We start from the raw sequence: 17,310 nt of genomic DNA on the forward strand, positions 1-17,310 counted from the left end.
GGCACGGGCCCCAAGGTGCTGGCAAGGTGGGGCGGATATAGGAATTAATACCGCGACAAATGGGAGCTTGACGGCGCGGCTCCCCGCCTTTTGCCTGTATCGCCACCCCATTTGCCGTGCTGTTCGATTCATCAATGCGCAGGGAGAGCGATCATGACAGCCTTGACGATCCTCCTGACCCTTGCCGGGATCTGGGGCGTCATCGTGCTGACGCCGGGTCCGATCCTGTTGATGACCGTGCGCTATGCCGTCGCCGGCCGGCGCATGACGGCGTTCCAGATGGCGCTGGGCGCGGCCTTGGCCGATGTCGTCTGGGCCGCCGGCGCGCTGATGGGATTGCAGGCGCTCTTCGCGGCCATGGCCTGGATTTATGACGGGCTCAGGTTCGCGGGCGCTGCGCTTCTCATCGTCATCGGGGCGCGCATGATCGTCGCGAGTTTCCGAACACCGTCGATGCTGTCATTGCCGGAGAAGGGAAAAGGCGCGGATCGCGCTGTCTGGCGCTGGGGCTTCGCGACCGCGATCGCCAATCCCAAGGCGGTGGTCTTTTTCAGTAGCTTGTTTCTCTCCTTACTGCCGGCCCAATCTTCGCCAGTGCTTCAGGCAGCGGCTGTCGCTACGATCGGTATCGTGTCGCTGCTCTGCGATTTCTGCGTCGCCTGCGCCTTCTCGCATCCGGTCGTGCAGGCAGCCTATGGCCGCGCGCGGTATTGGATCGACCGCGTCGCGGGCGCGGTTCTGATTCTGGTCGGACTGCGCGTGGCGATCTCACGCTGACGAAACAGGGCGAGAGTCTCGTCAGATACTTTCGTCCTGATGCTGTTTCCAGATATCGAACCCCTCGGAATACGCTTCGAAGCCATCCATGAGCGTTTGTCCCAAAATCTGGGCGGTTTCGCCATTCATGTCCGCCTCGTTCTCTAAGATGACCTTGAGCCGGTAGATGGCGAGTCCCGCGGCCGAGGTGACCGGACGATAGGGCAGGGCCACTCTCAAATTCTGGCGGGGTTGAGCGTAGTCGACGATCTCGGCACACAATGCGTCGACCTTGCGGTTTGGCAGGTTGTAGTAGCCATCGAACAAGAGCACGGCATGGTCGAGGTGATCCGGGTTGGATTCGAGCCACGTCCGGCCTTCTGCAGCAGCGACCTCCATCCGTTTGGCGTCGAAGGAGCGGAGGAATGTCTTGCCGTCGCGAACGGATCCGCCGACCGGCCGAAAAACACCCTGGTCCATTGAAATCATGTGCACGGCGAAAGATAGATAGTATCCCGCCACCCACATTGCTTCATTGAAGCGGGGAACGGTCGGTGCCGTCACGATTCAGAACGCGACCGCGTCGCTGGTCACGAGCTCGACGAAGGGGCCGCCGAGGGTCTTGTTGTGGTGAGCGATGATCTGGGCGGCCGGCAGGACCGGCGTGTCGAAGGTCGAGTGCGCGTCCGAGACCAGGGCCACCTTGTAGCCAAGCGCGACCGCGGCGCGGCAGGCGGTGTCGACGCAATACTCCGTCTGCAGGCCCGCGATCACCAGCCGGTCGATGCCGGCGCGTTTGAGCTGCGCGTCGAAGTCGGTGTCGTGGAAGGTTCCGACATGGCGCTTCTCGATGACCGGCTCGCCGGCCCGGGGTGCGACCATCGGGTGGTGGGCGAAGCCGGGCGTTCCCTTGGCGAGGCTGTCGCCCGGGCCGCCGTCATGCTGGACATGGAACACCGGCGTTCCGGAGGACCGGGCGCGCTCGAGAAGCCCGGCGATCCGCCGCAGGATGGCGTCGCTGCGATAGGGCGGCGGCGTGTCGCCCAGCATGCCCATCTGCATGTCGATGACCACCAGCGCCGTCGTCATGCCGATCTCCGTCGCTTCGGTTTCGGATCTCAGGCGCTGAAGGCCTGGATGCCGGTCTGGGCGCGGCCGAGGATGAGGGCATGCACGTCATGCGTTCCCTCATAGGTGTTGACAGCCTCGAGGTTCATGACATGGCGAATGACATGGAACTCGTCCGAGATGCCGTTGCCGCCATGCATGTCGCGCGCGGTGCGGGCGATGTCGAGCGCCTTGCCGCAGGAATTGCGCTTGATGAGCGAGATCATCTCGGGCGCCGCCTTGCCCTCGTCCTTGAGCCGGCCCACGCGCAGGCAGGCCTGCAGCGCCAGCGTGATCTCGGTCTGCATGTCGGCGAGCTTCTTCTGGATCAGCTGGTTGGCGGCGAGGGGACGCCCGAACTGCTGCCGGTTGAGCGTGTAGTTGCGGGCCGCATGCCAGCAGAACTCGGCGGCGCCGAGGGCACCCCAGCCGATGCCATAGCGCGCGTTGTTGAGGCAGCCGAAGGGACCCTTGAGGCCGCTGACATTGGGCAGGAGGTTCTCTTCCGGCACGAACACGTCGGCCATGACGATCTCGCCGGTGACCGAGGCGCGGAGCGAGAACTTGCCTTCGATCTTCGGCGTCGTCAGTCCCTTCATGCCGCGCTCGAGCACATAGCCGCGGATCTGGCCGCTGTCGTCCTTGGCCCAGACCACCATCACGTCGGCGATCGGCGAATTGGTGATCCACATCTTGGCGCCCTTGAGCACGAAGCCGCCGTCGACCTTCTTGGCACGGGTGCGCATGCTGCCGGGATCGGAGCCGGCATCGGGCTCGGTCAGGCCGAAGCAGCCGACCATCTCGCCCGTGGCCAGGCGCGGCAGATATTTCTGGCGCTGCGCCTCGGTGCCGTAGGCGTGGATCGGATGCATCACCAGGCTCGACTGCACGCTCATCGCCGAGCGATAGCCGGAATCGACCCGCTCCACTTCGCGCGCCACCAGCCCGTAGCTCACATAATTCACGCCGGCGCAGCCATAGCCCTCGATGGTGGAGCCGAGCAGTCCCAGCGCGCCCAGCTCGTTCATGATCTCGCGATCGAAGCGCTCATGGCGGTTCGCCTCGAGCACCCGCGGCATGAGTTTTTCCTGGCAGTAGGTGCGGGCGGTGTCGCGGATGAGCCGCTCCTCCTCGGTCAGCTGCTCGTCGAAGAACAGCGGATCCTCCCACTGGAATTCGGGACGGTGGGACTTGGCGGAAGCGGATTTGTGCGTGGCGCCAGCGGCGGTCATCGCGGGTCTCCTGCGACGGTTCGGATCGGGATTGAGCCGGTCTCTTAGCATGAGTTGGCGCCCCTGCCCATGCGCCTGCAAGCGGAAAGGGGCGGGGCCGGCCGGGGCTGGCGAAACCCTTGGTTATGCAGCCGTAATCCCCGTCAGGCGGCGTCGGCCCCGCGCCGGCGTTCGCGGTAGCGGCGGACCTTGGCGCGCGAGCCGCAGACCTCCATCTCGCACCACCGCCGGCGGTGGTTCTTGGTCAGGTCGAGGAAGACCCAGCCGCAATGGGCGCCGGGGCATTGCTTCACATGCTCATGGGCCGGGCTCGTCAGCAGCTCGGCGGCCGAGCGGGCAATCGGCCAGAGCGGCCGGTCGAACGCGGGCTCGGCATCGCGCCAATCCCAGGCGAAACCGGAAGCGTCGGGGCGGATCCTGGCCTGGCTCATCGCCCGGGCGAGCTCTTGATTCAAAGTCGCCAACGCATCGGCCGGCGGCGGCGTGCGATGGGCGAGGGCTTCCGCCGTCGCATAGATCGCCTCGCGCAAGTCCAGCGCCCGGCGCAGCAGGCGCGCGGCCGCAGCCGGCTGCAGGGCCGCGAGATCCGACAGGCTCCGGCGCTGCGCCGCGGTCAAGAGCCCCGCATGTTCCGCCCATGCCAGCACAAGGTCATAGCTGCGCAGATGCTCGAGATGGCGCGGCGTGCCCCGCCCGCTGCTGGTATTGGCGAAGTTGAGACAGGCGATGCCGCCGACCAGCGCCAGGCTGCCGGCGCGGCTCGGCGGCTCTTCGGCGGAATCCAACAAGAGGCTCGGGCTGCGTTGCATCGTCCGTTGATACCATCTAAACTCAATTTACTGGTAACATAAATGGGGCCGCGAAGCGAGCCCCGGAGCGCGAAGGGCGGGCGCGGGCCATGGAACTGGGAAGCATCAGGCGCAGGGGGGGCTGGGCGGCTCTGATCCTGGCGCCGCTGCTGGCGATCTCGCTACCCGGCAATGCCCGGGCCGAGGCCGAGGGGACGGCCGCGACGCATTGCCAAGACATGGTACGCGCCTTCGACCGCTCGCCGCTTTCGGTCAGCATCGAGACGGAAGACAAGGGGCTCGGCGAGAGCACCGCGGTGCGCATCGAATGGAAGTCGGAGAAGGGCACGGACAAGGACGGCTGGATCGTCTGCTATTTCCTGCCGCGCCATAGCGACAACGACGCCTGGCAGATCCAGCAGCTCGACACCAGCCGCTACGGCACAATGAGCCGGTACGACATGCAGCAGCTCTATAAGCTGGAGCATCTCGAGGATCTGATCCCGCAGGAGACCGAGCCGACCGCGCCGCCGACGCCGCAGGCCAAGGCGCTCTATTTCCTGCAGCAGGGCATCAACGCGATCTCGCTCGGCTGCGTCTATGCGCTGATCGCGCTGGGTTTCACGCTGGTTTACGGCATCACGCGCGCCATCAACTTCGCCTTCGGCGAGGTCTATATGATGGGCGCCTATTTCATCCTTCTGACCAATGCCGCCGTGCTCTATGTGCTGGGCCAGACCGGCACCGGCGTGCTGCTGTTGATCTTCGCCTTCGGGCTGGCGGTCTCGGCGGCCTATGGCTGGGCCATGGAGCGCACGGTGTTCCGGCCCTTGCGCAACGCGCCCTCGACCGTGCCGCTCATCGCCGCCATCGGTCTCTCCTTCGTGCTCAAGGAATCGGTGCGGTTGCTGCAGGGCGCCAAGACCCGCTATCTGCTGGTCGACCAGTTGCAGAGCTGGCCGCTCGTCACCGGCCACGGGTTCGACCTCTATCTCAGCCGGGGCCACGCCATGGTCGGCGGCGCCACCATGGTCATCCTGGCGCTGCTCTGGTGGGTCAACATGCGCACCCGTTTCGGCCGTCGCCAGCGCGCCTGCGCGCAAGACCCGCACATGGCGAGGCTCCTCGGCGTCGATGTCGACCGCACCATCGCCATCACCTTCATGATCGGCGGTACGCTGGCCGGGGCCGCCGGCATCTTCGCCGGCGCCCAGTATGGCGTGATCAATTTCCACATGGGGACCTTGATGGGCTTCAAGGCGCTGACGGCCGCGCTCCTGGGCGGGATCGGGTCGCTCACCGGCGCCGTGATCGGCGGCCTCCTGATCGCGCTCACGGAAACCTTCACCGCGGCCCTGGTGGGCGCGGCCTGGAAGGATATCGCCGTCTTCATCGTCCTGGTGCTTGTGCTCCTGCTGCGCCCGGGCGGGCTGATGGCGACCTTGAGGTCCAGGACGGCCGACGAGCGGGTCTGAACATGATGTCATGCGATCTCCAGGCTGCCGGCGAATTGCGGCCTGTTAACGGTCCGCGCCCCATGGCACTGTGGCTGCCGGCGTTCGGGCTTCCCACCGGCGATGGTTCCTGGCTGAGCCGCCAATTTCCAAAAACCCGCTTGCTGGCATTCCCGGCGCTGGGCTATAGGGGTCGAAAGGCCAATCGCGGATCCAACCGCTGGCATAATGATCAAAACAGGGACTGGCTCGGACACGAGCGTGAGGGGAGGCTTTCCGGCCGGGGCGCAGGAGTTCGCGTCCTTCAGCACATATATCGGCGGCGGCAGCCGCGCGCGCATCGCGCGTGGCTCGACCGAATGCCGCCGGCTGTTGCCGGTGTCTCCCTCGCGAGCCGTCTGCGGGGAAGCAGAATGGAATATTTCCTACAGCAGCTGATCAATGGACTCACGCTGGGCGGGGTCTATGGCTTGATCGCGATCGGCTACACGATGGTGTACGGCATCATCGGCATGATCAATTTCGCCCATGGCGACATCTACATGATCGGCGCCTTCAACGCGCTGATCTGCTTCCTGGTCCTGGGCTATCTCGGCATCACCTGGGTGCCCCTGGCGATCCTGATCGTGCTGATCGTCGCGGTGGCGCTGACCGCGGTCTATGGCTGGACCGTCGAGCGCGTCGCCTACCGGCCCTTGCGCGGCTCGACCCGGCTGGCGCCCCTGATCTCGGCGATCGGCATGTCGATCTTCCTGCAGAACTTCGTGCTGCTGCTCCAGGGCGCGCGCGGAAAGCCGCTGACGCCGCCGCCGATCTCCGGCGGTTTCACGCTGATGGAGGCCGACGGCTTCACCGTCGAGCTCAGCTATCTGCAGATCACGATCATGCTCATCACGGTCGGCCTGATGACGGGCTTCACCCTGCTCATCACCAAGACCTCGCTCGGGCGCCAGCAGCGCGCCTGCGAGCAGGACATGAAGATGGCATCGCTCCTGGGCGTCAACATCAACCGCACCATCGCCACCACCTTCATCATCGGCGCGGCGCTCGCCGCCGTTGCCGGCCTGATGGTGACGCTCTATTACGGCGTGATCGATTTCTACATCGGCTTCGTCGCGGGCATCAAAGCCTTCACGGCGGCCGTGCTGGGCGGCATCGGCTCGATGCCGGGCGCCATGCTCGGCGGCCTCCTGATCGGCCTCATCGAGGTGTTCTGGTCCGCTTATTTCACGGTCGAATACAAGGACGTCGCCGCCTTCACCGTGCTGGTCATGGTGCTGATCTTCCGCCCGACGGGCCTGCTGGGCCGGCCGGAAATCGAGAAGGTCTGAGATCATGGCGGTAACGACCCAAACGCCGGCCGGTCCCGACATGCCGGAAATCCTCAAGAAGGCGGCCCTGGCGGCCGTCGTCACCTTCCTCCTGGCCTGCACGATCGTCGGCATCGAGACCGTGAGCTCGACCGGCCAGCTCGTCTTCGTGACGCGCTATTCCGAGGTCTTCATCGCGGTCCTCGGCGTCTTCTTCGGCTCGATAGCAATCAGCCTGATGCGCGCCGGCCATCCGGTCCCGGCCCTGATCGGGTCGGGCATCGTCACGGCCGTGCTGGTCGGGGCCCTGCTGCTCGAGGAGAGCAGTTCGCTGGCGCATATGCTGCTGCCGTTCCAGTCGGTGACGGTCGATTGGGGCGCGGCGATCGTGCCCGCGGTGATCTGCATCCGCGCGGCGCAGCTTGCCCTGCAGGCGCGCAACCGCAGGCGGGGCGTCGCCGAAAGGGCCTCCGTCGGCCAGCAGATCGGCGTCGCCGTGCGCCGCTTCCTGCCGATCCTCGCGATCATCCTGATCGCCTTCGCGATCATCCTGCCCTGGCTGCCGATGGGCGCTTCGAAGCGCAAGGTCATCGACATCGGCACGCTGGTCCTGACCTACATCATGCTGGGCTGGGGCCTGAACATCGTGGTCGGCCTCGCCGGCCTGCTCGATCTGGGCTATGTCGCGTTCTACGCGGTCGGCGCCTACAGCTACGCCATGTTCGCGGTGGATTTCGGCTGGAGCTTCTGGCTCTGCCTGCCGATCGCCGGCATGCTCTCGGCCTCGTTCGGCCTGCTGCTGGGCTTCCCGGTCCTGCGCCTGCGCGGCGACTATCTCGCGATCGTGACGCTGGGCTTCGGCGAAATGATCCGCATCATCCTGATCAACTGGTGGTGGGTGACCGGCGGTCCGAACGGCATCAACAAGGTGGCGCGGCCCTCCTTCTTCGGCTTCAGCTTCGAGCGGACCGCGCCCGACGGCGGCATGACGATCTACGACCTGTTCAGCAAGATCTTCGGCACCGAGTTCTCCTATAATCCCTACTGGCGCATCGTCTTCCTCTATTACCTCATCCTCGCCTGTGCCCTCGTCACCAACTTCTTCACTTTGCGAATCCGCAAGTTGCCGCTCGGCCGCGCCTGGGAGGCCTTGCGCGAGGACGAGATCGCCTGTCGCGCGCTCGGCATCAACCCGACCAATACCAAGCTGACGGCATTTGCCTGCGGCGCCATGTTTGCCGGTTTCGCCGGCTCCTTCTTCGCCGCCCGCCAGGGCTTCGTCAGCCCCGAGAGCTTCGTCTTCATCGAATCCGCGGTCATCCTCGCGATCGTGGTGCTGGGCGGTCTCGGCAGTCAGGTCGGTATCGTGCTGGCGGCGGGCGTGCTGATCGGCCTGCCCGAGCTGTTCCGTGAGCTCAAGGATTACCGCATGCTGGCCTTCGGCATCGGCATGGTGCTGATCATGATCTGGCGGCCAGGTGGATTGCTGGCCCATCGCGACCCGACCATCCGCCTGAATCCCAGGAACGCCGGCGGGGGAGGGAAGCCGTGAGCGCCATAGTGGCAACCTCAACGGCGGCAGCCCCAGGGGCGGCGGCTCAGGCGGGGATCGAGCCGCTGCTCCGGGTCGAACATCTGACCATGCGCTTCGGCGGGCTGGTCGCGATCGACGATGTCTCGTTCGAGGCCAAACCCGAGCAGATCACCGCGATCATCGGCCCGAACGGCGCCGGCAAGACCACGGTGTTCAACTGCCTGACCGGGTTCTACAAGCCTACGGTCGGCAGGCTCACGCTCAACGCGCCTCATGGCCGCTTCCTGCTGGAGCAGATCGACGGCTTCCGCATCGCGCAACGCGCCAAGGTCGCGCGGACCTTCCAGAACATCCGGCTCTTCCCCGGCATGTCCGTGCTGGAGAACCTGATTGTCGCGCAGCACAACAAGCTGATGCGCGCCTCGGGCTTCAGTGTCGCCGCCCTGATCGGCGTCGGCGGCTATCGCCGGGCCGAGCGCAGGGCCGTCGAGCTCGCCCGCCATTGGCTCGAGAAGGTGCAGTTGATCGATCGCGCCGACAAGCCGGCGGGAAGCCTGCCCTATGGCGGCCAGCGACGGCTCGAGATCGCGCGCGCCATGTGTACCGAGCCGGTCATCCTGTGTCTCGACGAGCCCGCGGCCGGCCTCAACGCGCATGAATCGCACGAGCTCAACGAACTGCTGCTCTGGATCCGCGCCGAGTACAAGATCGGCGTGCTGCTGATCGAGCATGACATGAGCGTGGTGATGGGGATCTCGGACCACATCGTCGTGCTCGATTACGGCCGCAAGATCGCGGACGGCAATCCGGAGCAGATCCGCAAGGACCCGGCCGTCATCCGCGCCTATCTGGGCGAAGCCGAAGAGGAGAATCTGCCGCCCGAAGTCGCGGCCGATCTCGGGCTGAAGAAATGAGGGCCCGGGCATGAGCGACACCCTGACCAAACCCACGCCCGCCGCCGCACCCGCCGGCGCGACGATGCTGCAGATCCGTGGCGTCCATACCTTCTACGGCCAGATCGAAGCCCTGAAGGGCATCGACATGGATGTGCGCCAGGGCGAGATCGTGACCCTGATCGGCGCCAACGGCGCCGGCAAATCGACGCTGCTGATGACCATCTGCGGCACGCCGGCGGCGCGCGAAGGCCAGGTCATCTTCGAAGGGCAGGACATCACCAAGCTGCCGACCTTCCAGATCATGCGGCTCGGCATCGCGCAGTCGCCCGAGGGGCGCCGGATTTTCGCGCGCATGACGGTGATGGAGAACCTCCAGATGGGGGCGATCACCGCCGACGAGAGCAAGTTCGGGGAGGATCTCGAGCGCATCTTCACCCTGTTCCCGATCCTGAAGAAGCGCCAGTCGCAGCGCGGGGGCACGCTCTCGGGCGGCGAGCAGCAGATGCTGGCGATCGGCCGCGCGCTCATGAGCCGGCCGCGCCTGCTGTTGCTGGACGAGCCCTCGCTCGGCCTGGCGCCGCTGATCGTGCGCCAGATCTTCGAAGTCATCCGCGACATCAACCGCACCCAGGGCATGACCGTGTTCCTGGTGGAACAGAACGCCTACCATGCCCTGCGTCTCGCCCATCGCGGCTATGTGATGGTCAACGGCCAGATCACCATGTCAGGCAGCGGGCGCGAATTGCTGGCCAATACCGAGGTGCGCGCCGCCTATCTCGAAGGCGGGCATTGAGGGGGAGGGAACAGGCAGATGGAATTCATCCTCGGCGAATCCATTCCAGTCTTCATCGGGCTGACGATCATCCTCTTCGGCGGCGCCTCCTTCATGATGGGGCAGGCGCTGGGCGAGACCTGGCGGCCGGCTTGGCAGAATGTCGTCTATGGGTTGCTGCTCACGGTGGCGGAGCGCCTGGCGGACAACTTCCTGTTCGCGGCCCGGATCATTCCCCTGAGCTTCGACGATGTGGGGCCCATGATCGGCTATGTCAGCCATGCCGTCGTGCTGATTTTGATCGCGCTGACGGCCCATCGCCTGACCCAGGCGCGCAAGATGGTCAGCCAGTATCCGTGGCTCTACGCCCGGTCGGGGCTTTTCGGCTGGAAGGAAATCTCCTGACGGGCCAGGGGCTTAGGTTCCCCCGAGAGGGGAGCCGAAATCGAATTGCCGCCCCCATGGCGGGTGGTAGAATGTCACCAACCTGCAAGGTATGCGGAGATAACGAAGGCTTTTACGAGGGCTGCCGGCGGTCCACGCCGGAGCTCAACTGCAACAGGGAGACGATTGATGCGTAAATTTGCACTACCGCTGCTGGCGGCCGCGGCCGTCGCGGCGTCGCTTTCGGTGACGCCCGCGCGCGCGGACGATATCACCATCGGTGTGGCCGGCCCGATCACCGGCGACTTGGCGGAGTTCGGCGCGCAGCTGAAGCGCGGCGCCGAGAAGGCGGTGGCGGACATCAACGCCGCGGGCGGCGTGCTGGGCAAGCAGCTGAAGCTCGAGGTCGGCGACGATGCTTGCGATCCGAAGCAGGCGGTTGCGGTCGCGAACGACCTCGTTTCCAAGGGTGTCGTCTTCGTCGCCGGTCACTTCTGCTCCGGTTCCTCGATCCCGGCCTCGGCCGTCTATCATGAGGAAGGCATCCTGCAGATCACGCCGGCCTCGACCAATCCGAAGTTCACCGAAGACGCCGCCGCTTCCGGTTGGGACACACTGTTCCGCACCTGCGGCCGCGACGACCAGCAGGGCTCCTTCGCCGGGGCGTGGCTGGCCGAGCACTTCAAGGGCAAGAAGATTGCGATCGTCGACGACAAGTCGGCCTACGGCAAGGGTCTGGCCGATCTGACCCGTGACGCTCTGAACAAGGCCGGCACCAAGGAAGTCCTCAACGAGAGCATCACCGCGGGCGAGCAGGACTACACGGCGCTCGTCAGCAAGCTCAAGGACGCGAAGGCCGACGTGATCTATTTCGGCGGCTATCACCCCGAGGCCGCGTTGATCGTGAAGCAGTCGCGCGAGCAGGGCCTGAAGGCGCCGCTGCTCTCGGGTGACTCGCTCAACACGCTCGAGTTCGCGACGCTCGCCGGCAAGGCCGCCGACGGCACGATGTTCACCAACGCCGCCGAGGCTCGCAACCTGCCGAGCGCCAAGACGGTCGTCGAAGCGTTCCGCAAGGACGGCTTCGAGCCCGAGGGCTACACCCTCGCCACCTACGCCGCGATCCAGGTCTGGGCCGAGGCGGTGAAGAAGGCCGGCAGCACCGACGCCGAGAAGGTCGCGGCGGCTCTCCGCAGCGGCCCGTGGGACACGGTCATCGGCAAGCTCGCCTTCGACAAGAAGGGCGACCTGACGGCGGCCACCTATGTCTGGTACGTCTTCAAGGACGGCAACTACGCCGAGATGAAGTAGTCTCCGGCGGCAACGACGGTTAAGGAAGGGCCCGGCGGCGACGCCGGGCCCTTCTGCTTTTGGGGTGGGAAGAGGACTGGATGCTGGAAGCGGACTGGATCTTGTCCCTTCCCCCGTCTTACGGGGGAAGGGTAGGAAGGGGGAAGACGCGATGTCCGCAACTTCGCGACCGAGCAGCCCCCTCCCCGCAAGACGGGGAGGGGAGATGGTGGCGATCCCGTTAACCCTTCTCACTGTCGCCCGAGCGGCCGGTTTGACGCTGCCAGCGCCATATTGTGGCTCCCGCGAGGGTTTGCGGCGCCTTGGTTGCCGGCCGCCAGATGTGGTAAGGCTACGGGTCTTGCCAACCCCCTGAGAGCACCTCGCGCCGATGCCGCAAGAGACCATCGCCATCGCTGCCGACCATGCGGGATTCGAGCTGAAGGAACTGCTCAAGGCGGAGCTCGCCGCGGGCGGATATAAGCCGCTCGATCTCGGCACGGCCGGCCCGGAATCCGTGGATTATCCCGATTTCGCCGACAAGCTGGCCGCGGCCCTCAAGGACGGCCTTGCGCTCCGCGGCGTGCTCATCTGCGGCACCGGGATCGGCATCTCGATCGCCGCCAATCGCCATCGCCATATCCGCGCCGCGGTCTGCCATGACGGCACCAGCGCCAAGCTCGCCCGCCTCCACAACAACGCCAATGTGCTGGCCCTGGGCGCTCGTCTGCTCGGGCCCGAGGTCGCCAAGGACTGCCTGGCGGCGTTTCTCGCCACGGCCTTCGAGGGCGGCGAGCGACACAACCGGCGCGTCGGCAAATTGTCCTGACGCGGCCCCCGCAAACATTCGACCGAAGCCTTTCGCTTAGAGAGAAGGATATCGACGCTATGTCTCCCGCCGCCTCCGCGCAGATCCCCGGTTTCTTCACCATGTCGCTGGCCGAGCGCGACCCGGAACTGGCGCGCGCCCTCAGTGACGAACTGCATCGCCAGCAGGACCAGATCGAGCTGATCGCTTCCGAGAACATCGTTTCCTCGGCGGTGCTCGAGGCGCAGGGCTCGGTGCTCACCAACAAATATGCCGAGGGCTATCCCTCGAAGCGCTATTACGGCGGCTGCGAATATGTCGACGTCGCCGAGATGCTGGCGATCGATCGCGCCAAGAAGCTCTTCGGCTGCAACTTCGCCAATGTGCAGCCTCATTCGGGCGCGCAGGCGAACCAGGGCGTGTTCATGGCGCTGCTGCAGCCGGGCGACACCTTCATGGGGCTGAACCTCGCCGCCGGCGGTCACCTCACGCACGGTTCGCCGGTCAATCAGTCCGGCAAGTGGTTCAAGGTCGTTCCCTACAATGTCCGTCCCGACAGCTTGCGCGTCGACATGGACGAGGTCGAGAAGCTGGCGAAGGAACACAAGCCGAAGCTCATCCTCGCCGGCGGCTCCGCCTATCCGCGGTTCTGGGATTTCGAACGCTTCCGCAAGATCGCGGATTCCGTCGGCGCCTATTTCATGGTCGACATGGCGCATTTCGCGGGGTTGGTCGCCGGCGGCGTGCATCCGAGCCCGCTGCCTTATGCCCATGTGGTCACCACCACCACGCACAAGACGCTGCGAGGGCCCCGCGGTGGCATGATCCTGGCGCAGGACGAGGATATCGGCAAAAAGATCAACACCGCCGTGTTCCCGGGCCTGCAGGGCGGCCCGCTGATGCATGTGATCGCCGCCAAGGCGGTCGCCTTCGGCGAGGCGCTGCGGCCGGAGTTCAAGGTCTATGCCAGGCAAGTGGTGGAGAACGCCAAGGCGCTGGCCGAGACCCTGGTCGGCGGCGGCGTCGCCATCACCACCGGCGGCACCGACAATCACCTGATGCTGGTCGATCTCCGGCCGAAGAAGCTCACGGGCAAGGCGGCCGAAGCGAGCCTCGAGCATGCCGGCATGACCTGCAACAAGAACGGCATTCCGTACGACACGGAGAAGCCGACCATCACCTCCGGCGTGCGTCTCGGCTCGCCGGCGGCGACCACCCGCGGCTTCGGCGTCGCGGAATTCAAGGAGGTGGGCCGTTTGATCGGGCAGGTGCTCGACGGGATGGCGGCCCATCCGGACGACAACAGCAAGACCGAGCGCGAGGTTCGCGCCCAGGTTCAAGAGCTCTGCCGGCGCTTCCCGGTTTATACCGGTCGGCGCTAGCCGAGCGGGCGCCGAGCGGCAAGGGGGACACTCGCGATGCGCTGCCCGTTCTGCGGCAACGAGGATACTCAGGTCAAGGATTCGCGTCCGACCGAAGACGGATCGGCGATCCGTCGGCGTCGGCAATGCCCGAATTGCGGCGCGCGCTTCACCACCTTCGAGCGCGTGCAGCTGCGCGAGCTCACCGTGGTTAAGAGCAACGGCCAGCGCGAGCCGTTCGATCGCGACAAGATCATGCGCTCGATGCAGATCGCCCTGCGCAAACGTCCCGTGGATGGCGACAGGCTCGATCGCGTGGTCAACGGCATCGTCCGCCGGCTGGAAAGCTCGGGCGAGAGCGAGATCCCGTCGAAGGTCGTGGGCGAGATGGTGATGGAGGCGCTCAAGAGCCTCGACCAGGTCGCCTTCGTGCGCTACGCGTCGGTCTATCGCAATTTCCGCGAGGCGAAGGATTTCGAGGAATTCGTCGGCAGGCTCGGCGGCGACGCGGATTGAGTCTCCCGCGTCAGTTGCTGGCTGTCGTTGCGTTCGTCGTCACCGCTGCTCCCCATGTCATCCCCGCGAAAGCGGGGACCCATGGTCCAACTGTGACGCCCCTGGCAGGCTTGGGCCCCCGCTTTCGCGGGGGTGACGATAGGGGCGGCGCGACAGTGATGCGCGCAGTGGGCGACCAGATCGCTTGTAGGTAACGAACAAACAGTGAGCGCCACCTCGAAGTTCTCCGGCACCGACCTCGCGCATATGCGCGCCGCGCTGACGCTGGCGGCGCGCGGGCTGGGGCGGGTGTGGCCCAATCCGGCGGTGGGTTGCGTTCTGGTCTCGCCCGATCATCGCGTCGTCGCGCGCGGCTGGACGCAGAAGGGCGGCCGGCCCCATGCGGAGACCGAGGCGCTGCGCCGTGCGGGCGCGGCCGCGAAAAGGGCGACCGCCTATGTCAGCCTCGAGCCCTGCTCGCATCATGGCAAGACGCCGCCCTGCGCCGAGGCGCTGGCCGCCGCCGGTATCGCGCGCTGCGTCGTGGCGATCGAAGACCCCGATCCCCGGGTCCAGGGCCGCGGGCTCGCGATGCTGCGCAAAGCCGGCATCGCGGTCGCGGTGGGTGCGCTGGAAGGCGAGGCCGCGGACCTCAATGCCGGATTCTTCTCGCGGATCGGATCGGGCCGGCCGCTCGTCACGCTCAAGATCGCCAGCACGCTCGATGGGCGCATCGCGCTGGCGAGCGGTGAAAGCCGCTGGATCACCGGCGAGGCGTCGCGCGCCCGCGTCCATCTGATGCGCGCGCAGCATGATGCGATCCTGGTCGGCAGCGGCACGGCCATCGCCGACGATCCCGAATTGACCTGCCGGTTGCCGGGTCTCGAGGATCGGCATCCCGTCCGAATCGTGCTGGATCGCGATCTGTCGCTGCCCTTGACGGCGAAGCTCGTCGCCTCGGCCGCCTCGCACCCGACCTGGATGGTGGTGGGACCCGATGTCGCAGCGTCGCGGGGCGCGGCTCATCGTGCCGCCGGGGTCGAGCTCGTCGAAGCCGGCCTGGACCGCGACGGACGGCTCGACCTGGCGGCCGTCATGGCCGAGCTGGGGCGCCGCGGGCTCACCCGCGTTCTGGTCGAAGGCGGCAGCCGGCTCAGCGCCGCCCTTTTGGTGCATGACCTGGTGGACCGGCTCGCCTGGTTCCGCAGCCCGGGGATCATCGGCGGCGACGGCATTCCGGCCGCATCCCCGCTCAGTCTTGCAAAGCTCGCCGAGATGCCCCGCTTCCAGCGCATAGCGGTAGAAACGCTGGGCGGGGACCTCCTGGAAAGCTATAAACGCCGCTCCTAACTCAGCGCCAGCAACAACCCCGCAAGCGGTCAGGCATGTTTACCGGCATCATCACCGATCTCGGCAAGGTTCGGGAGCGCGCGCCCGGCGCGGTGACGAAGCTCGTCATCGAGACGCGCTACGACACCGCCGCGATTGATCTGGGTGCCTCGGTCGCCTGCAACGGCGTCTGTCTCTCGGTGGTGGAGAAGGGGCCCGGCTGGCTCGCCTTCGAGGCCTCGAACGAGACCCTCGACGTGACCACGCTGGGCGGCTGGCAGGTCGGCACCAAGGTCAATCTCGAGCGCGCCCTGCGCCTCGGCGACGAGCTGGGCGGCCATCTCGTCAGCGGCCATGTCGACGGGGTTGGCACCATCAAATCCGTCCGCCAGGATGGCGGCAGCGTCCGGTTGACCATATCCGCCCCCAAGGCGCTGGCGCGTTTTATCGCGCCCAAGGGCTCGATCGCGATGGACGGGGTGTCCCTGACCGTCAATGAGGTCGCGGGCGTCGATTTCGGCGTTAATCTCATTCCCATCACCCTGGATGCGACCAACCTGGGGAGCGCCCATGAAGGCGACCGGGTCAATCTGGAAATCGATATGATGGCGCGCTACCTTGCACGCCTCACCGAAAAGGAACCGGCATGAGCCAGCCCAAGCTCGAGCCCTGGCGGGCGACCTTCTCCGACCTCGTCTCGCCGACCGAAAGCATCATCGAGGAAGCCCGCAACGGACGCATGTTCGTGCTGGTGGACGACGAGGGCCGCGAGAACGAAGGCGACCTCGTCATCCCGGCGCAGATGGCCACCCCCGACGCGATCAACTTCATGGCCAAGTTCGGCCGCGGCCTGATCTGCCTCGCCATGACCGGGGACCGGGTCGAGCAACTGGGCCTGCCCTTGATGGCGCAGCATAACGGGACCCGCCATCAGACCGCCTTCACCGTCTCGATCGAGGCGCGCGAGGGCGTCACCACCGGCATCTCGGCGCCCGACCGCGCGCGGACCATCGCCACCGCGATCGATCCCAGCAAGGGCCGCGTCGACATCGTGACGCCGGGCCATGTCTTCCCGCTCCAGGCGCGCGACGGCGGCGTGCTGGTGCGTGCCGGCCATACCGAGGCCGCGGTCGATCTGGCGCGGCTGGCGGGCCTCAACCCGTCGGGCGTGATCTGCGAGATCATGAACGACGACGGCACCATGGCGCGCCGCGACGACCTGATCGCCTTCGCGCAGCGCCATGGCCTCAAGATCGGCACCATCGCCGACCTGATCGCCTATCGCCGCCGCCATGACCGCATCGTCGAGCGCTCGATCGAGACCGAGTTCGAGAGCCGCTATGGCGGCAATTTCCAGATGATCGTCTATGTGAACCGCGTGGCCTATGCCGAGCATATCGCGCTGGTGAAGGGCGATCTGTCGGCGCCGGGCCCGGTGCCGGTGCGGATGCATGCGCTCAATGTGCTGGACGACGTGCTGGGCGACTGCACCGGCGGCCGGGGCGGACAGCTCCAGGCCGCGATGCAGATGATCGCCGATCACGGCCGCGGCGTCGTCGTCATGATCCGCGAGCCGCAGCCCACCAGCCTCAGCGAGCGCGTGCTGGCGCATCACAACCAGAAGAGCGAGAGCACCGGCCAGCTCCGCGACTATGGCGTGGGCGCACAGATCCTGATCGATCTCGGCGTGCGCGAGATGATCCTGATCTCGAATACCAAGCGGACCATCGTCGGGCTGGAGGGCTACGGCCTGACGGTCGTCGATCAATGGCCGATCCCGCCGGCCCGCTGAGG

18 protein-coding genes are annotated in these 17,310 nt (G+C 66.3%); 14 read left to right on the forward strand and 4 right to left on the reverse strand.

Going from position 1 to position 17,310, the window contains the following annotated elements; translation table 11 throughout:
* The first annotated feature begins 153 nt into the window (after nt 1–153).
* The gene (locus tag FRZ44_RS10120) at nt 154–777 is read left to right on the forward strand and encodes a LysE family translocator (protein ID WP_151177068.1); all 624 of its coding nucleotides are present in this window, start codon (nt 154–156) and stop codon (nt 775–777) included.
* Between the two features lie 21 nt (nt 778–798).
* Here FRZ44_RS10120 and FRZ44_RS10125 read toward each other — a convergent pair whose 3' ends face one another.
* The 4 genes from FRZ44_RS10125 to FRZ44_RS10140 all read right to left on the reverse strand — a co-directional run bounded on the left by FRZ44_RS10125 (nt 799) and on the right by FRZ44_RS10140 (nt 3,880).
* A complete protein-coding gene (locus FRZ44_RS10125) occupies nt 799–1,320 on the reverse strand; it encodes a hypothetical protein (RefSeq protein ID WP_151177069.1) in 522 nt (173 codons plus the stop codon).
* 3 nt (nt 1,321–1,323) lie between these two features.
* Nucleotides 1,324–1,845: a cysteine hydrolase family protein gene (locus tag FRZ44_RS10130; RefSeq protein WP_151177070.1), complete on the reverse strand. Its 522-nt coding sequence runs from the start codon at nt 1,843–1,845 to the stop codon at nt 1,324–1,326.
* Between the two features lie 29 nt (nt 1,846–1,874).
* On the reverse strand, nt 1,875–3,095 hold the full coding sequence (locus FRZ44_RS10135; RefSeq protein WP_151177071.1) for an acyl-CoA dehydrogenase: 1,221 nt from the start codon (nt 3,093–3,095) through the stop codon (nt 1,875–1,877).
* Nucleotides 3,096–3,238: 143 nt separating this feature from the next.
* A complete protein-coding gene (locus FRZ44_RS10140) occupies nt 3,239–3,880 on the reverse strand; it encodes a CGNR zinc finger domain-containing protein (RefSeq protein ID WP_191908516.1) in 642 nt (213 codons plus the stop codon).
* Between the two features lie 113 nt (nt 3,881–3,993).
* On the opposite strand from FRZ44_RS10140, the gene FRZ44_RS10145 reads away from it, so the two are divergent.
* From FRZ44_RS10145 to ribB, 13 genes are all read left to right on the forward strand, one after another.
* Nucleotides 3,994–5,358, forward strand: a complete 1,365-nt coding sequence (locus FRZ44_RS10145) for a branched-chain amino acid ABC transporter permease (protein ID WP_151177073.1) — start codon at nt 3,994–3,996, stop codon at nt 5,356–5,358.
* Nucleotides 5,359–5,750: 392 nt separating this feature from the next.
* A complete protein-coding gene (locus FRZ44_RS10150) occupies nt 5,751–6,668 on the forward strand; it encodes an ABC transporter permease subunit (protein WP_151177074.1) in 918 nt (305 codons plus the stop codon).
* 4 nt (nt 6,669–6,672) lie between these two features.
* Nucleotides 6,673–8,199, forward strand: a complete 1,527-nt coding sequence (livM, locus tag FRZ44_RS10155) for a high-affinity branched-chain amino acid ABC transporter permease LivM (protein ID WP_225308637.1) — start codon at nt 6,673–6,675, stop codon at nt 8,197–8,199.
* An 89-nt stretch (nt 8,200–8,288) separates the two neighbouring features.
* Nucleotides 8,289–9,095, forward strand: a complete 807-nt coding sequence (locus FRZ44_RS10160) for an ABC transporter ATP-binding protein (protein ID WP_151180245.1) — start codon at nt 8,289–8,291, stop codon at nt 9,093–9,095.
* 64 nt (nt 9,096–9,159) lie between these two features.
* A complete protein-coding gene (locus FRZ44_RS10165) occupies nt 9,160–9,870 on the forward strand; it encodes an ABC transporter ATP-binding protein (RefSeq protein WP_151180246.1) in 711 nt (236 codons plus the stop codon).
* An 18-nt stretch (nt 9,871–9,888) separates the two neighbouring features.
* Nucleotides 9,889–10,254 (forward strand): DUF6867 family protein, encoded by a 366-nt coding sequence (locus tag FRZ44_RS10170; RefSeq protein WP_151177075.1) that lies wholly within the window; start codon nt 9,889–9,891, stop codon nt 10,252–10,254.
* Nucleotides 10,255–10,422: 168 nt separating this feature from the next.
* The gene (locus FRZ44_RS10175; protein ID WP_151177076.1) at nt 10,423–11,544 is read left to right on the forward strand and encodes a branched-chain amino acid ABC transporter substrate-binding protein; all 1,122 of its coding nucleotides are present in this window, start codon (nt 10,423–10,425) and stop codon (nt 11,542–11,544) included.
* A gap of 370 nt (nt 11,545–11,914) precedes the next feature.
* Nucleotides 11,915–12,352, forward strand: a complete 438-nt coding sequence (gene rpiB / locus FRZ44_RS10180) for a ribose 5-phosphate isomerase B (protein WP_151177077.1) — start codon at nt 11,915–11,917, stop codon at nt 12,350–12,352.
* Nucleotides 12,353–12,411: 59 nt separating this feature from the next.
* Nucleotides 12,412–13,713 carry a serine hydroxymethyltransferase gene (gene glyA, locus FRZ44_RS10185; protein WP_151177078.1) on the forward strand — a complete coding sequence of 434 codons (1,302 nt, stop codon included), beginning with the start codon at nt 12,412–12,414 and terminating at the stop codon, nt 13,711–13,713.
* 36 nt (nt 13,714–13,749) lie between these two features.
* Entirely contained in the window at nt 13,750–14,208 is a 459-nt protein-coding gene (gene nrdR / locus FRZ44_RS10190) for a transcriptional regulator NrdR (protein WP_151177079.1), read from the forward strand.
* A gap of 204 nt (nt 14,209–14,412) precedes the next feature.
* A complete protein-coding gene (ribD, locus tag FRZ44_RS10195) occupies nt 14,413–15,537 on the forward strand; it encodes a bifunctional diaminohydroxyphosphoribosylaminopyrimidine deaminase/5-amino-6-(5-phosphoribosylamino)uracil reductase RibD (RefSeq protein WP_318526392.1) in 1,125 nt (374 codons plus the stop codon).
* A gap of 35 nt (nt 15,538–15,572) precedes the next feature.
* Nucleotides 15,573–16,166: a riboflavin synthase gene (locus tag FRZ44_RS10200; RefSeq protein ID WP_151177080.1), complete on the forward strand. Its 594-nt coding sequence runs from the start codon at nt 15,573–15,575 to the stop codon at nt 16,164–16,166.
* Nucleotides 16,163–17,308: a 3,4-dihydroxy-2-butanone-4-phosphate synthase gene (gene ribB / locus FRZ44_RS10205; protein WP_151177081.1), complete on the forward strand. Its 1,146-nt coding sequence runs from the start codon at nt 16,163–16,165 to the stop codon at nt 17,306–17,308. Before FRZ44_RS10200 ends, ribB begins: the two co-directional genes overlap by 4 nt.
* Nucleotides 17,309–17,310 lie beyond the last annotated feature (2 nt).

The sequence above is a fragment of the Hypericibacter terrae genome, assembly GCF_008728855.1.
In the GTDB taxonomy this organism is placed as follows: domain Bacteria; phylum Pseudomonadota; class Alphaproteobacteria; order Dongiales; family Dongiaceae; genus Hypericibacter; species Hypericibacter terrae.

Excerpts from the sequence above, each read along its gene's own strand:
- FRZ44_RS10120 (WP_151177068.1), top strand. The coding sequence starts at position 154 with ATGACAGCCTTGACGATCCTCCTGACCCTTGCCGGGATCTGGGGCGTC.
- FRZ44_RS10130 (WP_151177070.1), bottom strand. The coding sequence starts at position 1,845 with ATGACGACGGCGCTGGTGGTCATCGACATGCAGATGGGCATGCTGGGC.
- FRZ44_RS10135 (WP_151177071.1), bottom strand. The coding sequence starts at position 3,095 with ATGACCGCCGCTGGCGCCACGCACAAATCCGCTTCCGCCAAGTCCCAC.
- FRZ44_RS10145 (WP_151177073.1), top strand. The coding sequence starts at position 3,994 with ATGGAACTGGGAAGCATCAGGCGCAGGGGGGGCTGGGCGGCTCTGATC.
- FRZ44_RS10150 (WP_151177074.1), top strand. The coding sequence starts at position 5,751 with ATGGAATATTTCCTACAGCAGCTGATCAATGGACTCACGCTGGGCGGG.
- livM (WP_225308637.1), top strand. The coding sequence starts at position 6,673 with ATGGCGGTAACGACCCAAACGCCGGCCGGTCCCGACATGCCGGAAATC.
- FRZ44_RS10160 (WP_151180245.1), top strand. The coding sequence starts at position 8,289 with ATGCGCTTCGGCGGGCTGGTCGCGATCGACGATGTCTCGTTCGAGGCC.
- FRZ44_RS10165 (WP_151180246.1), top strand. The coding sequence starts at position 9,160 with ATGCTGCAGATCCGTGGCGTCCATACCTTCTACGGCCAGATCGAAGCC.
- FRZ44_RS10170 (WP_151177075.1), top strand. The coding sequence starts at position 9,889 with ATGGAATTCATCCTCGGCGAATCCATTCCAGTCTTCATCGGGCTGACG.
- FRZ44_RS10175 (WP_151177076.1), top strand. The coding sequence starts at position 10,423 with ATGCGTAAATTTGCACTACCGCTGCTGGCGGCCGCGGCCGTCGCGGCG.
- rpiB (WP_151177077.1), top strand. The coding sequence starts at position 11,915 with ATGCCGCAAGAGACCATCGCCATCGCTGCCGACCATGCGGGATTCGAG.
- glyA (WP_151177078.1), top strand. The coding sequence starts at position 12,412 with ATGTCTCCCGCCGCCTCCGCGCAGATCCCCGGTTTCTTCACCATGTCG.
- nrdR (WP_151177079.1), top strand. The coding sequence starts at position 13,750 with ATGCGCTGCCCGTTCTGCGGCAACGAGGATACTCAGGTCAAGGATTCG.
- FRZ44_RS10200 (WP_151177080.1), top strand. The coding sequence starts at position 15,573 with ATGTTTACCGGCATCATCACCGATCTCGGCAAGGTTCGGGAGCGCGCG.
- ribB (WP_151177081.1), top strand. The coding sequence starts at position 16,163 with ATGAGCCAGCCCAAGCTCGAGCCCTGGCGGGCGACCTTCTCCGACCTC.